This is a genomic window from Acinetobacter guillouiae (assembly GCF_002370525.2).
GTDB classification, from domain to species: domain Bacteria; phylum Pseudomonadota; class Gammaproteobacteria; order Pseudomonadales; family Moraxellaceae; genus Acinetobacter; species Acinetobacter guillouiae.
Map to the genome: position 1 here is coordinate 4,293,657 of NZ_AP014630.1, position 21,348 is coordinate 4,315,004.

19 protein-coding genes are annotated in these 21,348 nt (G+C 39.7%); 2 read left to right on the plus strand and 17 right to left on the minus strand.

Annotation, left to right across the window (positions count from 1 at the left end; genetic code table 11):
• Positions 1 to 14 precede the first annotated feature (14 nt).
• Genes aroB through AS4_RS20025 form a run of 7 tightly spaced genes read right to left on the minus strand, consistent with a single transcriptional unit; the run spans position 15 to position 6,877 of the window.
• The gene (gene aroB, locus AS4_RS19995) at positions 15 to 1,094 is read right to left on the minus strand and encodes a 3-dehydroquinate synthase (protein WP_096735281.1); all 1,080 of its coding nucleotides are present in this window, start codon (positions 1,092 to 1,094) and stop codon (positions 15 to 17) included.
• Between the two features lie 36 nt (positions 1,095 to 1,130).
• Complete coding sequence (gene aroK / locus AS4_RS20000) at positions 1,131 to 1,673, minus strand: shikimate kinase AroK (protein WP_004725433.1); 543 nt, start codon at positions 1,671 to 1,673, stop codon at positions 1,131 to 1,133.
• Positions 1,674 to 1,709: 36 nt separating this feature from the next.
• Positions 1,710 to 3,884, minus strand: a complete 2,175-nt coding sequence (gene pilQ, locus AS4_RS20005) for a type IV pilus secretin PilQ family protein (RefSeq protein ID WP_096735282.1) — start codon at positions 3,882 to 3,884, stop codon at positions 1,710 to 1,712.
• A gap of 20 nt (positions 3,885 to 3,904) precedes the next feature.
• Positions 3,905 to 4,435 (minus strand): pilus assembly protein PilP, encoded by a 531-nt coding sequence (locus AS4_RS20010; RefSeq protein WP_096735283.1) that lies wholly within the window; start codon positions 4,433 to 4,435, stop codon positions 3,905 to 3,907.
• Positions 4,432 to 5,181, minus strand: coding sequence for a type IV pilus inner membrane component PilO (pilO, locus tag AS4_RS20015; protein ID WP_096735284.1), 750 nt, complete (start codon positions 5,179 to 5,181; stop codon positions 4,432 to 4,434). Before pilO ends, AS4_RS20010 begins: the two co-directional genes overlap by 4 nt.
• The gene (locus AS4_RS20020; protein ID WP_034615056.1) at positions 5,178 to 5,819 is read right to left on the minus strand and encodes a PilN domain-containing protein; all 642 of its coding nucleotides are present in this window, start codon (positions 5,817 to 5,819) and stop codon (positions 5,178 to 5,180) included. Before AS4_RS20020 ends, pilO begins: the two co-directional genes overlap by 4 nt.
• The gene (locus AS4_RS20025) at positions 5,819 to 6,877 is read right to left on the minus strand and encodes a pilus assembly protein PilM (RefSeq protein ID WP_004816660.1); all 1,059 of its coding nucleotides are present in this window, start codon (positions 6,875 to 6,877) and stop codon (positions 5,819 to 5,821) included. The genes AS4_RS20020 and AS4_RS20025 overlap by 1 nt, the downstream gene beginning before the upstream one ends.
• 163 nt (positions 6,878 to 7,040) lie before the next feature.
• Between AS4_RS20025 and ponA the strand changes: the two genes are divergently transcribed.
• On the plus strand, positions 7,041 to 9,581 hold the full coding sequence (ponA, locus tag AS4_RS20030) for a penicillin-binding protein PBP1a (protein WP_096735285.1): 2,541 nt from the start codon (positions 7,041 to 7,043) through the stop codon (positions 9,579 to 9,581).
• A 60-nt stretch (positions 9,582 to 9,641) separates the two neighbouring features.
• Here ponA and AS4_RS20035 read toward each other — a convergent pair whose 3' ends face one another.
• From AS4_RS20035 to AS4_RS20080, 10 genes are all read right to left on the minus strand, one after another.
• On the minus strand, positions 9,642 to 10,445 hold the full coding sequence (locus tag AS4_RS20035; protein WP_096735286.1) for a putative RNA methyltransferase: 804 nt from the start codon (positions 10,443 to 10,445) through the stop codon (positions 9,642 to 9,644).
• A 70-nt stretch (positions 10,446 to 10,515) separates the two neighbouring features.
• Positions 10,516 to 11,634: a phospho-N-acetylmuramoyl-pentapeptide-transferase gene (gene mraY / locus AS4_RS20040; protein WP_004725416.1), complete on the minus strand. Its 1,119-nt coding sequence runs from the start codon at positions 11,632 to 11,634 to the stop codon at positions 10,516 to 10,518.
• The gene (locus tag AS4_RS20045) at positions 11,634 to 13,043 is read right to left on the minus strand and encodes a UDP-N-acetylmuramoyl-tripeptide--D-alanyl-D-alanine ligase (RefSeq protein WP_096735287.1); all 1,410 of its coding nucleotides are present in this window, start codon (positions 13,041 to 13,043) and stop codon (positions 11,634 to 11,636) included. The genes mraY and AS4_RS20045 overlap by 1 nt, the downstream gene beginning before the upstream one ends.
• 9 nt (positions 13,044 to 13,052) lie before the next feature.
• Positions 13,053 to 14,549 carry a UDP-N-acetylmuramoyl-L-alanyl-D-glutamate--2,6-diaminopimelate ligase gene (locus tag AS4_RS20050; RefSeq protein WP_096735288.1) on the minus strand — a complete coding sequence of 499 codons (1,497 nt, stop codon included), beginning with the start codon at positions 14,547 to 14,549 and terminating at the stop codon, positions 13,053 to 13,055.
• A gap of 7 nt (positions 14,550 to 14,556) precedes the next feature.
• Entirely contained in the window at positions 14,557 to 16,392 is a 1,836-nt protein-coding gene (gene ftsI / locus AS4_RS20055; protein ID WP_004816649.1) for a penicillin-binding protein PBP3, read from the minus strand.
• 9 nt (positions 16,393 to 16,401) lie between these two features.
• A complete protein-coding gene (gene ftsL, locus AS4_RS20060) occupies positions 16,402 to 16,734 on the minus strand; it encodes a cell division protein FtsL (RefSeq protein ID WP_004725407.1) in 333 nt (110 codons plus the stop codon).
• Complete coding sequence (gene rsmH, locus AS4_RS20065; protein WP_034615067.1) at positions 16,731 to 17,657, minus strand: 16S rRNA (cytosine(1402)-N(4))-methyltransferase RsmH; 927 nt, start codon at positions 17,655 to 17,657, stop codon at positions 16,731 to 16,733. The genes ftsL and rsmH overlap by 4 nt, the downstream gene beginning before the upstream one ends.
• A gap of 173 nt (positions 17,658 to 17,830) precedes the next feature.
• Positions 17,831 to 18,265, minus strand: a complete 435-nt coding sequence (locus tag AS4_RS20070) for a GNAT family N-acetyltransferase (protein ID WP_096735289.1) — start codon at positions 18,263 to 18,265, stop codon at positions 17,831 to 17,833.
• Between the two features lie 101 nt (positions 18,266 to 18,366).
• A complete protein-coding gene (locus AS4_RS20075; protein ID WP_096735290.1) occupies positions 18,367 to 19,383 on the minus strand; it encodes a sulfate ABC transporter substrate-binding protein in 1,017 nt (338 codons plus the stop codon).
• A gap of 243 nt (positions 19,384 to 19,626) precedes the next feature.
• A complete protein-coding gene (locus AS4_RS20080) occupies positions 19,627 to 20,619 on the minus strand; it encodes a sulfate ABC transporter substrate-binding protein (RefSeq protein ID WP_096735291.1) in 993 nt (330 codons plus the stop codon).
• 363 nt (positions 20,620 to 20,982) lie between these two features.
• Here AS4_RS20080 and AS4_RS20085 point away from each other — a divergent pair, with 363 nt between their 5' ends.
• The gene (locus tag AS4_RS20085) at positions 20,983 to 21,294 is read left to right on the plus strand and encodes a hypothetical protein (protein ID WP_004725398.1); all 312 of its coding nucleotides are present in this window, start codon (positions 20,983 to 20,985) and stop codon (positions 21,292 to 21,294) included.
• Positions 21,295 to 21,348: the final 54 nt, after the last annotated feature.

Sequence of the window (21,348 nt, forward strand, 5' to 3'; positions counted from 1 at the left end):
GGAACTAACCTTTTCTATATCTGATTCGCGAGAATCGCTTGTTTCATCAACTCAACATCAAAATCTTTAGTGATGATGGCTTGGCCGAGTTGTTTTATCAATATTAAACGAAGTTGACCATTTAATACTTTTTTATCATGTGACATATATGCCAAAAATTCATCGAGCGGAATTTTAGGACATGCTACAGGTAATTGGGCACGTTGTATGATTTTTTTTGTACGTTCCAGATCATCGGATGAAATCCATCCCATACGCTGAGACAAATCAGCAGCCATCACCATACCCGTTGCAATTGCTTCCCCATGCAACCACACCCCATAACCGAGATACGATTCAATGGCATGACCAAAAGTATGGCCTAAATTCAATAAAGCACGTTCACCTTGCTCTTTCTCATCATTGGCCACAATTCTTGCTTTATGCGCACAAGAACGATAAACAGCTTCAGCCAATAATTCTGGATTTTGGGCAATCAGCCCATCCATATGCTCTTCTAACCATGCTAAAAAGTCTACATCACCCAGTAACGCATATTTAATCACCTCAGCCAAACCTGCTGAAAGCTCACGTTCAGGCAAGGTTTTGAGTTGTGCCATATCAGCCAAAACCACTTGAGGTTGCTGAAATGCACCAATCATATTTTTGCCTAAAGGGTGATTAATTCCAGTTTTCCCACCAACACTCGAATCCACTTGAGACAACAATGTGGTCGGAACTTGGATAAAATACACGCCTCGCTGGAAACAGGCGGAGGCAAAACCTGCCATGTCACCAATCACTCCACCACCTAAAGCCAAAACCGTACAATCACGATTAAAACCAGCTTGGAGCAAAGCATCGAAAATCAAATTGAGGTGCTGAATATCTTTATATTTTTCACCATCAGGTAAAATACATGTTTTAACCTGCTTACCCAATTGTTGAATCGCCTCAACATAGTGCGACAAATACAAAGGTTGAACTGTGGTATTTGTAACAATCATCACTTGATGTCCCTGAATATAAGGTTCAAGTAATTCTTGAGGGTTCAAATGACTACCAATAAAGATTGGATAACGACGTTCACCCAGTTCAACATGTAAAGTTTGCATGATTCTGCCAAATAACAATGAATGATAATTTACTGACTAAATAATTTCTTTTGAAACGATCAGTTGCAATATTCTCAGCGCTAAATCTCGCGCAGCACCCTGATTGGTTTCAATAATATAATGTGCAACATCTCTATAAAGTGGATCTCGTGCTTTAAGTAGATCCTTTAACTTTTGCTCAGGATTCTCGACTTGTAATAAAGGACGATTTTTATCTCGATGTGTACGTAATAATTGGATTTCTACAGGGGTATATAAATAAATCACAATACCTCTATGCTTGAGATATTCTCGATTCATGGCTTGAGTGACAGCACCACCACCTGTTGCAACCACTAAATTTTTTTTTGATGTGAGCTCATCAATCACGATTGTTTCTCTTGTACGGAAACCTTGTTCGCCTTCTTTTTCAAAAATCCAAGGAATAGATGCCCCAGTTTTTCTTTCTATTTCATGATCGCTGTCTAAAAACTCACGACTTAACAGTTCCGCTAGATGCCGACCAACTGTTGTTTTTCCTGCTCCCATGGGCCCTACCAAATAAATATTTGGTAGGGTTTCCAACTCTTTGCTTGGCAAGGAGTCACCTATCGAATTGCTTTCATTGAAAGTATATTAATGATTTCTGGTACGACTGTCATTAACAATTCTTGGTGTCACAAAGATTAGTAACTCTCGTTTATTATCAGACTTTACATCCTTTCTAAATAATCGTCCTAGATACGGGATATCACCTAAAAATGGAACTTTGGTCTGACTGTTTTTAGTTTCTTGTTCAAAAATGCCACCTAATACCACGGTTTCTCCATCATCGACTAAGACATTGGTATTGATTTCATTCTTGTTAATCGCCACATTTCCATTCACTATTTGACCAGCTGAGTCACTTGTGACATTTAGCTGCATTTGTACTTTCCCTTCTGGAGTAATGCTTGGTGTAACATCCAAACTGAGCAAAGCATCTTTAAATTCAGTTGTTGCAACGGCACTGCCTCCTGCAGTTTGCGTTGACTGATATGGAATTTGTTGACCCGAAGCAACTTTGGCTTTTTGTTTATCGGCAGTCATTACTTTTGGTGTTGAAATCACTTCCCCATAACCATCAGCTTGTAATGCAGATAATTCTAGGTCTAACATAAAATCAGACATACTAATTAAACCAAATGCAATCTTACTTGCACCCGCAGTCGTCACACCAAGATCGACATTTAAATTATCAGGGCGAGTAATGGTATATTTGCCATTACTATCTGGGGTTTTTAAATCCCAAAGTGTTTGATCACTTCCACCAACCAGCAAATCATTATTCTTGGTAATCCCTTGAGATAAAATGCCCCACTTTACCCCCATTTCTTTGGTAAAATCTGTCGTAGCACGAACAATACGTGCTTCAACCATGACTTGTTTTACCGAAATATCCAATAGATCAATCATTTTACGGATTTTATCAATATTATTTGCAGTATCATTAATAATTAATGTATTTGTTCTTGTATCTGCAACCGCACTTCCTCTTAAGCTCAGTAGACTTTCTAAAGCTAAAGAATCTGTATTATTGGTATTATTTGTCTGCGCACCTTTAGGGTTTCTAGAGTCCTGTAACAATTTAAGAACTTCTGCAACTTTTGCATAATTAAGCTGAATATATTCAGTTTGAATTGGTGCTAATTTTACACTTTGTGCTATTGCTTTGGCTTCATCTTCTTCTGCTTTAATCAGCTCGGTGACAGGCGCAATCCAAATCACACTCCCATTACGGCGCTTATCTAAATTTTTGGTTTTTAAAATAATATCTAAGGCCTGATCCCAAGGTACATCTTTTAAACGTAAAGTGATATTACCTTGAACTGAATCCGCAGCCACCATATTAATACTGGTAAAATCAGCAAGCAGCTGTAGCACACGGCGTACTTCAATATCTTGAAAATCCAGTGAGATTTTCTTACCCGTATAAGATTGACTCACATTGGGACGATTTGCTTTATTTTCTACAGGGCGCTTTAAACTCACGGTCAATTTATTTTCCGCTTGGAAAGCCATATATTCATAGCTCCCCGAAGATTGAATGGTGATTACACCATTGGAACCATCATTATAAGCATCCACAGAAGAAACTGGGGTCGCAAAATCATTGACATTTAAACGACGAATTAAATGTGCTGGAATTTTATTCCCTAAGGTTCGAATAACAACTTTACTGCCCTGTTGTTGCACATCTACAGGTGTATTTGCACCAGACAGATTTACAATAACCTGCCCCTCACCCGCATTGCCACGCTGAAAACCGATATCTGCGATGCCTTGATTTTGCTTATTCAGTATAGATGCAGATGCTGCATAAGTCGGTAAAGCAGCAGCTTGATTGGCATTGTTAATCTTTAAAATAAAGGTATTCCCTTCAACACGCGTTGTAAAAGAACCACTATTTTTTAAATTTACTGTTAAGCGTGAACGTTGATCATCGGCCGCAATATCCACAGTCGACGCTTCTTCACTCGCCACAGCAATAGACGACTGATTGATCGTTTGCTTCGCCTGATCAAAATCCAAAATCAGTCGCGATGGATTATCCAATTGATAGGCTTGAGGCTGTGGCGGTAAGCCATTAAACATCACACGAATTTCTGTACCTTGCCCCGGTATTTTCATCGGTACAATATTGGTCATGGTTGTTTGCGCTGCTGCAACCTGCATAATCGCAATTGACACTGCCGCCATAGTAAATTGACGAAGTTGACTATTCATAAACTTACCATCCCCGTTAAAGATATTTTTCAAACTCTTTTTCATTTTTATTCCTTTATTCCGTTTTAATCTATTGGACCGATTAGAACTAGACTCCGTGGTCTTTCTATATAACCGTCTCGACCATCTGGAACAATTTCCAATAAATCAATACGGGTCGGCGTAATTTCAATAATTCGCCCTTGATTCATACCCATGTAGTTGCCAAGTTGTACCCGCTCAATCTCACCATCAGGTGTTTGAATCAACCCCACTGTTTGCCCAACAGCTCCTTTCATACTTCCTTTCAGTGTTAACGACTCTAAAGGATAGCTTTCAAGCGGCTGTGGTTGTCTTGAAAAATTCGGGTAGACACGCTTGCCTGACATGATTTTCAATTCATTTGCCAATGAGCTTGGCAAAAATGGGCTGCGTAATTGTTGAGCTGAATAATTAAAGCTTGGTACAGGATTAAATACTGGTGCAGGTTCAATCGGCAATGGTTGCTGATTTCTAATATTTGCCATTTCTTGGTTAACGGCATCAATACGAGAATCGCACCCCACCAACAGCATTGCAAATGAGATTCCACAAACTATTTTACTGAGCTGGTTCATTGTGGCTTCCCTCCTTGCTGAGGTGTCGTTGTTTTCTGTGCTACAGCATTCGCAGATTTATTTATCTTCTGTTCATCAGCACCGATATAACGATAGGTTTTTGCTTTAATTGTATAGTCAATCACTGGCACATCAGATTTATTGTCTTGACTAGGTGTTCCTGTAATTGTGAAATCATGCAAAGTGACAATACGTGGTAAAGCAGCCAAACTACTTACAAAACTGCCAAATGAATGATAATCCCCTGTTGCATCAATAGAGATCGGCTGCTCAATAAAGAACTCCTGCTTCACTTCTGGTTCTAATTTGATATTTTTAAATTTCAAACCAGAACTTACCCCTGTCACGTTAATATCTTCAACCAGACTCGGAATTTCAGTTTCTTTAGGAAGTTGCTCTAATTGCTGATTAAAATTTGCTTCCATTTGTTGCAGTTGTGCTTGATATTGCTGCAAGTTTCTTAATTTAGAGTCTTTTTCTTTAAACTCATTTAATAAGTTTTGTTCAACTGTACGTGCTTGATCAATTGCATCTAATTTAGGTCTAATTGCTAAAAAATAGCCAATTGCACACACCAAAAAAAACAAGAATACCCAACAGGTGACTTTAACGGATAAAGGCCAACTGCCATAGTTATTCATATCCAAGGTATTGAACTGTTGAAAAAACTTCTCAACAGTCATCTTGTTCTTTTTTGGAGCATCATTTACAGATGATTCTAATTGCTCAAAATCTTCACGGCTCATTTTGCACCCCCAGCAGCTGGAACTTGTCCAGCTTTCGTTGTATCCCCATCTGTAGTCGCTGCTATTTCACCGATATCTACAGTCACAACAAAACTTCCATATGATTCTTCTACACGAGGGATCACCGAAGTCTGCACTTTATTTTTATTTTCATCTGCAGCTAAGAATGAATTCATAAATGCATTTCGATACCATTCAGACGCCTCTAATCCACGCAACAATTCAGCAACTGTATTTGGACTTTCAGCTTTGCCCTCAATGGTAAATTTATCACCCACACGACTAAATTTTGTGATGTACATTTGTGCAGGGACAATTCGAACCAACTCATCAACGAGGCGAACAATCACAGGACGCTGACCTTGTAAGCCTTGGATCAGTTTCATACGTTCAATAATGGCATTACGACGTTCTTGTAAACCATCTAAAGTTTTTAATTGGGTATCTAAATTTTGATTGGTACTGGTCACCAATTGATTGGCTTGCTCCTGATCTTGCAACTTATGGTCGAAATAGAACCACGCCAATAACACTGTCACTAAACCAATCAGTGCAACCCCAACACATATCGCAACGAATTGCTTCTTCTTCTGTTCTCTTAGCTCATCACGCCAAGGGAGTAAGTTAATCTTTGCCATTAATCAAAACTCCTCAAAGCTAAACCACATGCAACCATTAAAGAAGGTGCATCATTTTCTATTTTTTTTAAGTCAATTTGTGGTGAAAACCCCATTTGCAAGAAAGGATTTGCAATCGTGACGCGATAACCGAGTTTTTGTTGTAATAATTTTGCCAAACCAGGAATATTGGCATTACCACCCGCCAATAAAATATGGTCGATCTCGTTAAACTGAGAAGATGAAAAGAAGAACTGTAATGAGCGAGCAGCTTGTTGTACAACTGCTTCTAAAAACGGCATCAAGACTTCTGTTTCAAAATCGTCAGGTAAAGTCCGATCTTTTTTGGCACGACCAGCTTCGTCATAAGACAAACCATAACGGTTCTGTACATCTTGAGTCAGCTGCTTGCCACCAAAAACTTGCTCTCGGGTATAAATGATCTTGCCATTTTGCATCACAGATAAAGTGGTCATGGTATGACCAATATCTAGGATACCCACAAGATTTACACCAATTGGCAAGGTATCGGAAAAGACATCAAAAGCACGCTCAATTGCATAACTTTCTACATCTGCGATTTTAGGTGATAAGCCCGCGATTTCTAAAACTTCAACACGAGAATCGATATTCTCTGCACGTGTTGCAACAAGTAACACATTGACTCGATTTGGATTTGCCAGCTTATCTTTTAACACTTCAAAATCTAGACTGACTTCATCCAGTGGGAAAGGGATATATTGTTCAGCATCCATTCGAATCTGAACTTCTCTTTCCTCATCTGACATATCTGCATCCATTTCGATGATTTTGTGAATCACCATAGATGTAGGTACAGCAACCGCGACATTTTGCGATTGAGGATTGCCAATATTGACTGCTCTTTCCAACGCATCAGCAACTGCTTCAGGATTAAGAATGTTTTTCTCAACAACACTCCCATCCAGCAGTGGACTTAATCCATAACTTTCAACCCAGTAACGACCGTTCTTAACAGAGAGCTCTAAAATCTTTACAGTAGTAGAACTAATATCTACTCCTATTAACCCCTTATTTGGCTTACGATATAGTCTAAGCACGATTGATTTCCTATTATTTTTTTATCCCCAATAAATAACACAAACCGACTGCATTTGGTCTTAATTTTTTACAGATACAATATCCCATCTAACAATCCATCACATGAGAAGCTATACTGAACGCAATTAGTTTGCCATTAGCTATTATTAAAACTTACTTGTTATGAAAAAGCTATCTTGTTCAGGTTATATTCATCCCTTTTTTTTGCTGATTATCATTATTTTAGTCGCAATTCCGATGGGCTTTTATGGAATGTATCTATATATTGCCCCATCACTACCAGAAATGAGCTCTTTAAAAAAGGCGCCATTGCTTAAACCTTTGCAAGTTTATTCAGCAGATAATCAGCTGATCGCTGAATATGGTGGCAAGCTTTCGGTGCCTGTTGAGTACAATCAGATCCCGCCGCATTTCATTCATGCCTTCCTTGCTGCTGAAGATTCATCATTCTTCGAACATAGCGGGATTAGCTTTAAAGGCTTAGGGCGTGCCGTGAGTGAAAGTGTTACTGGGTCAAATGTACAAACAGGCGGCTCAACAATTACCATGCAGGTGGCTAAAAATTATTATCTATCCCCTGAACGAACACTTAAGCGCAAACTTACTGAAGTTTTTTTGGCACGTAAAATAGAACAAAATCTTTCCAAAGAAGAAATTTTATCTTTATATGTCAATAAGATCTTTTTGGGTAAAAATGCCTATGGTATTGCTGCTGCTGCAAAAATTTATTATGACAAAAGCTTAGATCAACTCAGTGTCGCACAAATGGCGATGATTGCAGGCTTACCTAAAGCACCGTCAAAATACAATCCTGTAGTGAATCCTGAACGCGCCTTAGAACGCCGCAACTGGATTCTAGGTCGTATGTTACAACTCGGCTATCTTAAACAAGCAGAATACGAAAAAGCTGTCGCTGAACCAATTAACCTGAGTATGCCAGATCGCGGCTTAAGTAATCGATTTCCCTATGTAGGCGAAATGGTTCGTTCAGAATTGGTTGAAAAGTTTGGTGAACAAGCAATTGATTCAGGTTATAAAGTTTATACAACCGTAAACAGCCAACGCCAACAATATGCAGAAGATGCAGTACAAAAAGGCTTGGAAGATTATGATCGTCGTCATGGATGGCGTGGTGCTGAAGCACATGATAAACCTTTAAAACAATTCATCCCTTATGCCAATACCTACCCTGCAGAAGTCATCAAAGTAGGCAGCAATAGTTTTGATGCCAAAATGCAAGATGGTTCAACAGTGACTGTGCCTTGGTCCGGTATGTCTTGGGCAAGAAAATATATCAATGCCAATGCCGTTGGAGGAGCACCAAGCCGTGCTTCGCAGATTGTAACTGTTAAAGATATTATCCGTTTACGTCCCAATGAAAATAAAACTGCGTGGTCATTGGTTCAAACCCCGAAAGCACAAGGCCAACTGATTGCAATCAACCCCAATGATGGTTCAATTGAAGCAGTGGTGGGTGGATACAACTTTTACCAATCTAAATTTAACCGCGCAATACAAGGCTGGCGCCAACCGGGTTCAACCATTAAGCCATTTATCTATGCACTGGCGCTTGAACGCGGTATGACCCCTTACACCATGGTTAATGACAGTCCAATCACTATTGGTCGCTGGACACCTAAAAACTCTGATGGCCGTTATTTAGGCATGATTCCTTTGCGTCGTGCGTTGTACTTATCTCGTAATACCGTTTCTGTGCGTTTATTACAAAGCGTAGGTGTAGAACGTGCGCGCCAATTATTGATGGATTTTGGCCTACAAGAAGATCAAATTCCGCGTAATTTCACGATTGCGCTGGGTACTCCACAAGTACTTCCTGTTCAAATGGCGACAGGCTATGCCGCAATTGCCAATGGTGGATATCGCATTCAACCACATTTCATCAGTCGTATTGAGGATGCTTATGGCAAAACCATTTATGAAGCAGCGCCTGAATATGCGTGTATTCCATGTATCAATCAAAAAGAAACTGTAGCCAATACTGCAACCACCCCTGATGACGAAGCCATTGAAAGTACAAACCTTACAGTGGATGAGGTTCAAACCCCATTAAGCAAAGAAGAACAAAGTAAATATCGTCAAGCACAACGGATTTTAAAATCACAATCTGCTTTTGATATGGCAAATATTCTTCGTGATGTGATTGTGCATGGTACTGGTCGTGCAGCACTTAAAATTGGTCGCGATGACATTGGCGGTAAAACAGGAACAACCAACGATGCTAAAGATGCGTGGTTTGCTGGCTTCAACGGCAAATTAGTTGCGATTGCTTGGGTCGGTTTTGACCAGCCTTCCACTCTCGGCCGTCGCGAATATGGTGGGATCGCAGCACTGCCAGTTTGGACTGGTTTTATGGGTAAAGCCTTAAAAGATACACCATCTGCTTGGGTACATTTTGACAAAAATGCCAAAGCACCAATTTCTCGTGAAGAACGTAATCAAACACAAGTTGAAGGTGCGACTCAAAACGAAGGCTATGGTTCATCACCACCTTTAGCACGTCCAATCTTTAAACCTGCGCCTGTTACACCATCACGTAATTCATCAAATGACTTTGAAGACTTACCTGATGAAGGTACAGATCAACCGCTCAAACCGAACAAAGTAACACCGCCTGCAATGAATCAAGGCAGTGCGAAACGAGAAAGTGATTCTCTTGAGAATTTGATTAATGAAGTTCAATAATTAGTTTCTCAAATAAAAAATGCCATCGATTGATGGCATTTTTTATGGCTTAGATTTTTATTATTTTTTCTGAAAAATATAAATTTGAAAGGCTGCCTTTAACGTCGTTTTAACTTGTGCTTCCAAAACTAAACGCTTTTCAGGTTTTGCTTTATAAGCATAAGGGGTCATCGCAATCAGATTTTTGAGTTGCGCTTGGTCCAACTCAAACGTTGTTTCGATAATCGGCTGCTCTATTAACTCAAAAGATGCTTGTAATTGCGTGACAAACTTTTCTGGTTCATGGGCTTTGACTTCGTCAAACAAGCCCTCACGCATGGCATATAAATGCTCAGGGGCTGGTGTTACCACCATCAAATAAGCCTTTGGCTTAAGTACTCGGAGTATTTCTTCTTCTGGGATCGGGCTAAATAAGCTGGTACACAAATCAATCGAATGATCCAACACTGGTAGAGTCGCACCTGTCCCCACAATCCATGTCACATCTTTATTGAGTTTTGCAGCAACCTGAACCGCATTTTTTGCAATATCAACCCCTATACATTGCATCACTTCATGCTGCATTGCATCGGTATAATAGCCTTCACCACAGCCAATATCTAATAGGTTTTCAACACCTAACCCACGAATTTTCTCAACAACGGCTTGCTGTAAAGGTGCATAAAATCCACCACTTAAAAATCCACGTCGTGCTTGTACAGATTCAGGCGTATCTCCTGGATTTTTACTATGCTTATGTTGTACTACATGTAAATTTACATAGCCTTGTTTTGCCACATCATAACTATGATTATTTACACAGCGCCAAGTCCGATCCGATAGGCTCAATGCCTCACGACATACAGGGCACATCAACAAATTCATTGTATTCTCCAAAAGATATTTTTAGGCCATAAAAAAGCCGGCAAATGCCGACTTTTCAAATCACTTTGGCTTAGCGTAATTTTAATGTCATTAGACCTAAAACTACCAGCATAATTGTGATAATCCAAAAACGGATCACCACTTGAGTCTCACGCCAGCCTTTTTTCTCATAATGATGATGCAATGGTGCCATAAGAAATACACGTTTATTGCGCATACGTAATGATCCGATTTGTAAGAATACCGAGATTGCTTCTACCACAAAGACCCCGCCCATAATTGCAAAGACGATCTCTTGACGAACCATTACCGCGATAGTACCCAGCATTGCACCCAATGATAATGCACCGACATCTCCCATAAAGACTTGGGCAGGATGCGCGTTATACCAAAGAAATGCTAAGCCTGCTCCAATCATTGCAGCACAAATAATCACCAGCTCAGAGGTATATTTTACATAGGGAATATGTAAATAATTGGCAAAGCGTATATCACCTGCCAAATATGCAAAAACACCTAAACCTGCAGCAACCAAAACAATCGGCATGATCGCCAGACCGTCTAAACCGTCTGTCAAATTCACTGCATTTGATCCACCATTAATTACCAGATAGGTAAAAATAATGAAGCCAATACCCAATGGAATTGAGGACAATGGAATACTCAGATTTTTAAAAAATGGTATCAATAAATCCAGCATATTCGCTGTATGTACAGGGCTGTCTTGCTGAGTTGCAATGATATACAACGCAATACCCGCCCCCAAAGAGCCAACCGAAGTCCAAAAGAATTTCTTCTTGGCAGGTAAACCCGCATTGTCTTTATAACGGACTTTAATCCAATCATCCGCCCAACCTACAGCACCAAAGATCACCATAACAGCCAAGACGATCCATACATAAGGATTGGATAAATCTGCCCAAAGCAAGGTACTGATCCCGATTGAAAGCAGAATTAAAATCCCGCCCATTGTTGGCGTACCCATTTTTTTGGCGTGATTTTCGGGTGCATATGAACTGACAGCCTGACCATATTTGAGCGCTTGTAATTTACGGATCATGACTGGTCCCAAGGCCCAACCAATCGCAAGTGCAGTCAGTACACTGAGCAATGCTCGTAACGATAAGTATCGAACAACTTGGAACGCGTTCTCATAACCCGCCAAGTGTTGAAATAACCAATACAGCATTAAACTTTCTCCATCAAATCAGCCATCAACGTTTCCATATGGGTATAGCGAGAACCTTTAAACAGGAAACTCATGGACTGTGGTTGATGTGTTGCAATTAAACTTAACAATAAAGGTAAAGCTTGTTCTTGGCTAAGAAAAGCTTGTAATTTTTTACCATATTGAGTGCTTCGCGCACCTTCTTGTGTAGCAGGAGCAAACTCCCCTACCGCGACAACAAATTGGATCCCATCCACTGAAACTAGATCACGACCCAACATATAGTGTTGCTGCGCAGCAGTATCACCCAGTTCGCCAATATCGCCAATCACCATCACTTTGATGCCTTGCTGTTGCGCAAGTACCTCAGCTGCTGCACGCATTGAAGTCGGGTTGGCATTATAGGTATCATCAATAAATAAGTGCTTATGCTTATGAATAAAATTCAAACGCCCTTTTGCACCTTGTGCCGACTCCAAGCCGATCACAATATCTTCTAAATCAACGCCAATCGCCAAGGCAAATGCAGTCGCTGCTTCTGCATTATGGACATTATGTTCGCCTGCAAAAGGAAGATTGACTGTTCTTGCGCCTTGAGGTGTATTAAGGGTAAAGATTGCAGACTGTGCGTGTAACTGAACATCTGTCGCAAAGACTTCACCACCCTGACCAAAACTTAACACTTGCTCAGTGTCTATCACTTGACGAATCGTATCGGTAAAATCATCCTGAGCAGGAACAATTGCTGTTCCAGCTTGATCAATATGACGGTAAATTTCAGATTTGGCACGGCAAATTCCATCACGTCCACCAAATTCGCCTAAATGTGCAGTTCCAATATTTAAAATACCGGCAACATGTGGCTGCACAAGATTTGAGGTGTAATCAATTTCACCTTGATGGCTTGCACCAAGTTCCATCACCGCATATTGATGCTCTGAACGCAGCTCCAATAACATCATTGGCACACCAAGATCATTATTTAAATTGCCACGTGTAATCAAGGTCGGCGCTAAACGTGAAAGAATACTCCCCAACATCTCTTTGGTGGTGGTCTTGCCACTACTGCCTGTAAGTGCAATCACTTTTAATTGTGGATGTTGAGCACGACGATACGCGCCTAAATGCCCCAATGCCAAACGTGTATCTGCCACGACAAGTTGACAGATATTTACATCAACAGGATGGCTCACGATGGCAATTTGGCAGCCATTCGCAGCCACTTGAGCAACAAAATCATGTGCATCAAAACGCTCACCTTTGAGCGCCAAAAAAGCATCACCTAATTCAGCATGACGTGAATCAGTCAAAATACGTTTAATTTCACCTTGTGGTGCTTGATCTAAATACCAATAACCTTGAGTTGCTTCAGCAAGTTGTGCTGCTGACCATGGCTCCAAAGGCACAGTACTGGTGGTAGAGGTGTGCATCTCTTATTCCTAATGAGCTGGATAAGCTGAATTGGGTTTATGGTGTTGTGCATCTATTGCCGATTGCACTTCAACGACATCGTCAAACCAATGACGAACACCATCAATTTCTTGATAATTTTCATGCCCTTTTCCGGCAATCACAACAATATCACCTGATTGGGCATGCTTTACTGCATATTTGATTGCTTCACGGCGATCACGAATTTCGTGAACCTCATGCTGGCTAAAATCAATTTCATGCTTCATATCGGCAAAAATTTGCTCAGGATTTTCTGTACGCGGATTATCTGATGTGATCATCACGGGATTGGCTTGTTCCAAAGCTGCTTTGGTCATCAATGGGCGTTTACCGCGATCTCGATCACCACCACAACCAAAGACAGCCCAAAGCTGATTTTCAACATGGCGTTTCAAGGTTTTTAAAACCTGAGTTAAAGCGTCTGGTGTATGTGCATAATCCACCACAAACAGACGATCCTGATCACGAATCACCTGCATACGTCCAGGTGCACCTTTTAAGTTGGGTACAGTTGCGATAAGTTGTTTTAAATCAAAACCTGCTTGTTCAGCAACAATTAAACTGGCCACCAAATTTTCAATATTAAAATGCCCAAGCAATGGGCTATTCACGGTAAATTCAGCTTTGGCTGTTTTGAGATGGAATATTGCCCCATCTAGGCTATATTTAATCCCAAATACTTGGTAATCAGCCGCTTTAGAGGTTGAATAAGTCAATACTTTCGGATGTGACAGATTACTGCTTGCCGCATTCATCATCAGGTCGGCATGCGCATCGTCTATGTTAATTACTGCAACTTTTAACGCAGCAAATTTAAACAGTAACGCTTTCGCTTCAGCATAGGCTTCAAGCGTCCCGTGATAATCCAAATGATCTCGACTTAGATTACTATATGCAGCAATCTCAATATCACAACCATTTAAACGACCTTGTTCCAAACCATGTGAACTTGCTTCAATTGAAGCGAATTCAGCACCTTGCATAGCAAAATCATGCAGAAGATTTTGTAAATGCAACGCATCTAAAGTGGTATGCGAAGATGCTTCTAGGTTTGGCAGAATCCCATTCCCCGTAGTTCCCATCACTGCACATTTTTTATTTTGTAATGCCAGTAATTCAGCAACGAGGCGTGAAATCGTGGTTTTACCATTGGTTCCTGTGACTGCAAGAATTCGCGCAGCTTTTACTGGGGATGTCGCTTGTAAATATTGTTTTTGCCATTGTCCCATCAAGTGACGCACATCTGGGCAGATCAATGCAGATTCAAAGCCTAAATCTGTTTCACTAATAATGCCCAATGCGCCTTTGTCTAAAGCGATTTGAGCAAATTGTGCGGTTTTTTCTGGTTGCGAATAACTGGTCAAAGCAATAAAAATTTGCCCTTGTTGTACATAACGACTATCTAGAGAAAAGCCATTAAATGACTCAGACATCCAAGCCTTTGTATTATCAACTTTATAAATATCTTGAAAATTAATCATTATAGTTTACCTATGGCTTGGCCTTAGCCGTTTCAAGAGGTTTATCTAAAGGCACATTCATTAAACGTAAAGATTCTTGCATAATTCGGGCAAACACTGGAGCGGCAACCAAACCACCGTAGTATTGTCCACGCGGATTTTCGACAACAACAATAACCGCCAATCGAGGATCACTAATCGGTGCCACACCGGCAAATAAAGCACGGTATTCAGTATTGGAATAACCTCTATGGTCAGGACGCAACTTATGTGCTGTACCTGTTTTACCACCCACGCGATAACCAGGAATATTGGCTTGTTTTGCAGTACCACCAGGCATCGTAACTTGCTCTAACATCAACAAAACTTCATCAGCAATTTTAGGCGCTAAAACCTGTTTACCTTTGGGCTGATCATTTAATTTATAGAGACTTAAAGGATATTCCACACCATGATTGGCCAACATGGCATAGCCTTGCGCCAACTGTAAAATCGTCGCATTTAGACCATAGCCATAAGCCATTGTACCAATTTGCGAAGAATTTAACTTTTCAGGTGGAAGCACTAAACCTCCACTCTCACCCGGGAATTTAACCGCTGAACGCTGACCAAAACCGACCTTTCTAAAGAAACTTGGCAAGGTTTCTTTTGGTAAAGACAAAGCAATTTTTGCCGAACCGACGTTCGAGGATTTAATAATCACACCAGTGACGGTCAACGAACCATAGTTATGCGTATCACGAATGGTATGTGAACCTAAACGCATCGAACCTGGGCTGGTACTAATCACCGAGTTTGGGGTATATTTGCCACTTTCTAAACCCGCTGCAATGGTAAAAGGTTTCATGGTTGAACCAGGTTCAAACATGTCAATTGCACCACGGTTACGCATGGCATCTTTATTACTTAAGCCATTTTTATCGTTGGGATTATAAGAAGGCCAACTCGCCATAGCCAGAATTTCGCCCGTTTTTACATCCACAGCAATTGCAGAAGCAGAACGTGCATTATTGGCAACACCCACCGCAGTCAACTCACGATACATAATATATTGCAAACGTGAATCGATACTTAAGGTGATGTTCTCCCCTGCTTTCACTTCTTTTACAACTTCAGGGGTGGTAATACGGTTACCATGTTTATCACGAGAAATCTTTTGCTCACCATCTTCACCAGCCAGACGGGAGTTTAACTGCATCTCTAAACCTTCAATCCCCGTCCCTTCACTATTGGTGAGACCAATAATTTGCGCATTGGGTTGCGGCTGAGGATAGTAACGTTTATAGGTTTTCTCGGCATAAACGCCAGCAAATTTATGTTGGGTAATAAAATCTGCTTGTGGTGGCGGAACTTCTTTTTTAAGTACCAAATAACGAGAACGTGGACGTTCATTTAAACGTTTTTTTAAGTCTGCACGATCAAGACCGACCGCATCTGCCAATTCATCTAAATTTAAATTCTCATCAGGCAATTGGCGTTTGAGTTTACGACTGTTAGGTGTCTTCTGTAATTCAGCCGTGATGGTATCAAACTGTTTTTTAGTCTCAAAATATTCACGTGGATCAATCACCACTTTCATGATTGGAGAACTGATTGCCAAGGGCACGCCATGACGATCACTAATCACACCACGCATGGCTTTTAATGTTTCAGAACGTAGAATGTTGGCATTGGCTTTATTTTGTAAAAAGTCTTTATTAATCACTTGCACATAAAATGCACGTCCGACCAAGCCGACAAAACATAAAAGCACCACGCCCCACATTAAATAGAAGCGCCACATATCTATCGATACAGTACTTTTCTGGGTAATGGAAGGCTGCTTTTTACGTGGCTGCCGAGTCGGTTTAGTTTGCTTATCTGCCATACAGATGCCTTACTTCTTCTGCTCTGATTCAGTTGGTAATGAAATGACAACTGTTTGCGCAGCTGGCGGTGAATACATTCTCAATTGTGTTACGGCACGTGTTCCTATTTGCGCAGTTGCACCAAATGTTTGTTGTTCAATGAGCAAACGCCCCCATTCCGCATTGATATCTTCACGTTCACGCATATAGCTATTTAAATCACGAAAATCATGACGATAAGCAAAGACTTGCAACACCACCATAAAGGCACTGATCAACACTGCAACAACCAATACGCCATAAACAATCGCTTTTTTTATTGCCAGCTTATGACTTGATTCTTCTATAATTTCTTGTTTCATTCTGCGCCTTTTTGTTCTAAGCGTTCTGCAACTCGAAGCCAAGCACTACGTGAGCGAGGATTGGCTTTGACTTCTTCCTCACTGGCACGGACTCTGTCAACTTTTTTCAGTCGACGAGTATCTTGTACTTTTTGAGGTAATCCCCAGCCATTATCTTCTGGCAACGTTGATTCTTTTTGAATAAATTGTTTAATAATTCGGTCTTCAAGTGAATGGAAACTAATGACGGCCAAACGTGCATTTGATTTTAACAAATCTACGGCTTGAGGTAAAAAGGTATGTACGTCATCGAGTTCTTTATTAATTTCAATACGAATAGCTTGGAATGTCCGTGTCGCAGCATGTTTATTCTTTTCCCACTTAGGATGTGCAACTTTCACAATTTCCGCTAATTTTCCAGTGGTTTCAATATAACCTGCTTGCTTAATCGCACGTGCAATACGACGACTATAACGTTCCTCACCATATTGAAAAATCACATTGGCCAAATGTTCTTCGTCTACATCCACTAGCCAATCTGCGGCTGTTTGTCCTTGAGAATTATCCATACGCATATCAAGTGGTCCATCTTTCATAAAACTAAAACCACGGTCTGCTTGATCTAGCTGTGGTGATGACACCCCTAAATCTGCCATAATTCCATCGACTTGATAAATATCTAATTGATTTAATTCTTGTTGTAAATCTGCAAAACTGGCATGAATAATTTTAAAACGAGGATCTTCTTTTTCTAACTGATATGCCACTTCTAATGCTTGTGGGTCTTTATCAAAAGCATAAACTTTTGAATGTTCATCTAACTTAGACAACAATAAACGAGTGTGTCCACCACGCCCAAATGTCCCATCAACGTAAATTCCTGTATTGCGATCTGCAAGTAAAGCATCGACAGTTTCATGTAGTAATACAGAAATATGAGACATAATTATGATTTCAGTTTAAGCAAAAAAAGTAACTGCACATTATTACCTTGTTTTGCCAAAGCTCCAAACGACTTTTTGTAGGGAAATATTACTTTTTATAGAGAAAACCGTTTTAAAGTGCTTTTTATAAAAGTTCAGTACAAAAAATAGCTCATCCATCCTGCGACAAAACGTTATCGTGTCTTGAGCATTTTCACATCACCATTATCAAAATACGCTGAAACACGCCAACCCTGTCGCAGATAAAATTCAAAAGCACGACTTTTTTGATCGGTTTCCAAGCAAATTTCTTGAAAATATTCAAATAATAAATCTTCTGCTTTTTTCAAAAGCGCAGTTCCGACACCATTGGCTTCAAAATCAGGGTGAACAAACATGGCAAATACGCTACCGTCGGTTAAATCTGCGATCGAAAAACCACACACTCGATGCTGCAGCTCTGCAAGCCAGACAGTCGAAGTATTTTGAATTAAATCCAATATGACCGACTCAGTGATACCCAGTTCAGTCAGTTGTTGTTTTGACAAATGGTTTTCTTTGACTGATGTTCGTATATCAAAAATAACCTCAATATCATCTTCAGTCGCAAGTCTTAGCGTAATATCCATAGTTTAAATTGATTACTCACTTTGATATTAGTCTAACTGCTTCATAACAGAATGAAAAAACCTCCTAAAAAGGAGATTGATTCAATCAAAATAGTGGATGCTTAGCGCTTGCTATTATAAATCTGATCGAAAACACCGCCATTGGCAAAGTGCGTCTGCTGTGCTTTTGCCCAGCCACCAAAGACTTCATCAATGGTAAAAGTTTTCAGTTCAGGAAATTGATTGGAATATTTAGCTAAGATTTTTGCATTGCGCGGGCGATAGAAATGACGTGCCGCCATATCTTGACCTATTGGAGAATACAAATAGTTTATATAACCCGTTGCTAACCATTTATTGCCGTTCTTCTCTACTGTTTTATCAACAATTGCCACTGACGGTTCAGTCAAAATTGACATCGATGGATAGACAATATCAAATTTATTGCCAGATGCTTTCTTACTCACCATGGCTTCATTTTCCCAAGTCAGTAAAACATCACCAATCCCACGCTCAGCAAATGTGGTCATCGATGCACGTGCAGCTGGGTCCATGACTTTTACGTTATGGTACATCTTAGAAACAAACTCACGCGCTTTGGCATCATTACCACCCGGTTGTTTGAGTGCATAGCCCCAAGCTGAGAGATAGATCCAGCGAGGTAAACCGCCTGTTTTAGGGTTAGGGGTAATGATTTGTACACCAGGTTTGGTCAAATCTGTCCAATCTTTGATACCTTTGGGATTACCTTTGCGTACCAAAAACACAACGGTAGACGTATAAGGTGCTGAGTTATTTGGAAATTCTTTTTCCCAACCCGCATTAATTTGACCTGATTTCACAATTTCATTGATATCATTGGCCAAAGCTAAGGTCACCACATCACCTTTTAAGCCATCAACCACTGCTCGCGCTTGTTTTCCCGAACCGCCATGCGATTGTTTAAAATCAACAGTCTTGCCTGTACGAGATTTCCAGTAAGCACCAAATGATTTATTAAACTCATCATAAAACTCACGCGTTGCATCATAAGACACATTTAAAAATTCACGGTCAGCAGCATAACTTGCTGTCGTTGCAACGCTTAATCCCGTCGCAATAACCACAGCACTCATCAGTGCTTTAAAATTAGTTTTCATATTATGAGTGCTAACATCGCTAAAATTATTCTAAATATATGAAATAAGCGAATAAACTTCAATCAAAAAGCGAAATACCAACAAACATAGATCAGATTAAAAAACAATCTATTGTTTTAATTGATGAAAGCGCTCAACATCGCTGTGGCGTATATTTTGTCTGGTTTATTTTTTTTATCACAAATGTATCAAGCTAAAAAAGCCCCCTTTGATCAAAGAGGACTTGTTTGTATTTGATTCAAATTACTTTTCAGCTGTAAATTGATCGTAAATTCCCCCATTGGCAAAATGGGTCTTTTGCGCTTTTGCCCAGCCGCCAAAAACTTGATCTATGGTAAAGAGTTTAATTTTTGGAAATTTTGTCGCATATTTGGCTGCAGCTTTAGCATTACGCGGACGGAAATTGTATTTTGCTGCCAGATCCTGCCCTACAGGTGAATAAAGATAATTTAAATAGCCTTTTGCTAAATTACGATTACCATCTTTATCAACCACTTTATCGACAATTGCGACTGAAGGCTCAGCTAGGATTGAAATAGATGGATAAATAATTTGATATTTATCTTTATCTGGACCAGACGTCGCCAAAATCGCTTCATTTTCCCAAGACAACAAAACATCGCCAATACCACGATCCGCAAATGTTGTAAGCGAGCCACGTGCGCCTGAATCTAATACTTTGACATTTTTATATATTTGTTTGACTAATTCACGCGCTTTTGCATCGTTGCCACCCGGTTGTTTTAATGCATAGCCCCACGCTGATAAATAAATCCAGCGCGGTGCACCGCCTGTTTTCGGATTTGGTGTAATAATTTCAACCCCAGGTTTTACCAAATCATTCCAATCTTTAATTGCTTTAGGATTGCCCTTACGCACTAAAAAAACAACGGTAGATGTGTAGGGTGCAGAATTATTTGGAAATTCTTTTTGCCAGCCTTTTTCAATCAAACCCGCATTGACAATTTCATCAATATCATTGGCCAAAGCCAGTGTCACCACATCTGCTTGTAAACCATCTACCACTGAACGTGCTTGCTTACCAGAACCACCATGAGACTGCTTAAATTCAATATCTTGGCCTGTTTTTGATTTCCAAAATTGACCAAAACTCTTGTTATATTCTTGATAAAATTCACGGGTAGGATCGTAAGATACATTTAAAAATTCTTTCGCTGCATAAGCATTTCCCGTGACGATTAAACTGATCGCACTTAAAAGCAGTAGTTTTTTCATTTCTTTCTCGGTTTTTAATGATTTAGAAGCACTATATTTTTATTATTTTAATTTAACAATCAATTACTTATAAATATTTAAACTATCTTATTCATAATTTAAGATATCTAAAAATGTGTATTACTCATGTAAATTATTTGGTATATTTTTTACACAATTTAACCTAAACTTGAATTCTTCACGATTCATCCACATTTATGTGTTATCAATTAAAATATTACATTTCGTTTCAATGATTGTTTTTTAAACATTTTTTGTGTAGTATTATTAAAAAATGTGACGTAGTTATGCTTTTTGTAAGTTGTTTTGCTACAATAACCATGTTCAAGAACAAAAATTTGACCATCAAGGGGAGCCGATGGAATGAATGATTCTTATTTAAAGATCTTGGGCTTAAGTCTAGGACTCGCAGTGATGGCACAGACAGGCCATACTGCTGCAATTAAAGATACGACCAAACCAATACAATCGTTAATTGTTGTGGTAGATAAACAATCACCGATTGAAAAAGCGCTCAATCAACAAAAGCGTGGCGAAAATAAACTGATCTCAGACAAAGATCAGCTTAAAGTTTTAACGTCGATTAAAACCACAGCCTCACAAAACTTTTTAGCTGAACAACATCAGAAATTTTCTTGTTTTGTACAAGCTTTATTCCAACCACATACTTTGTAAAAATTTGATTTAGAAAAATAAATTCTACGCTCCTCAAAAGAATTTAGAAGCCCA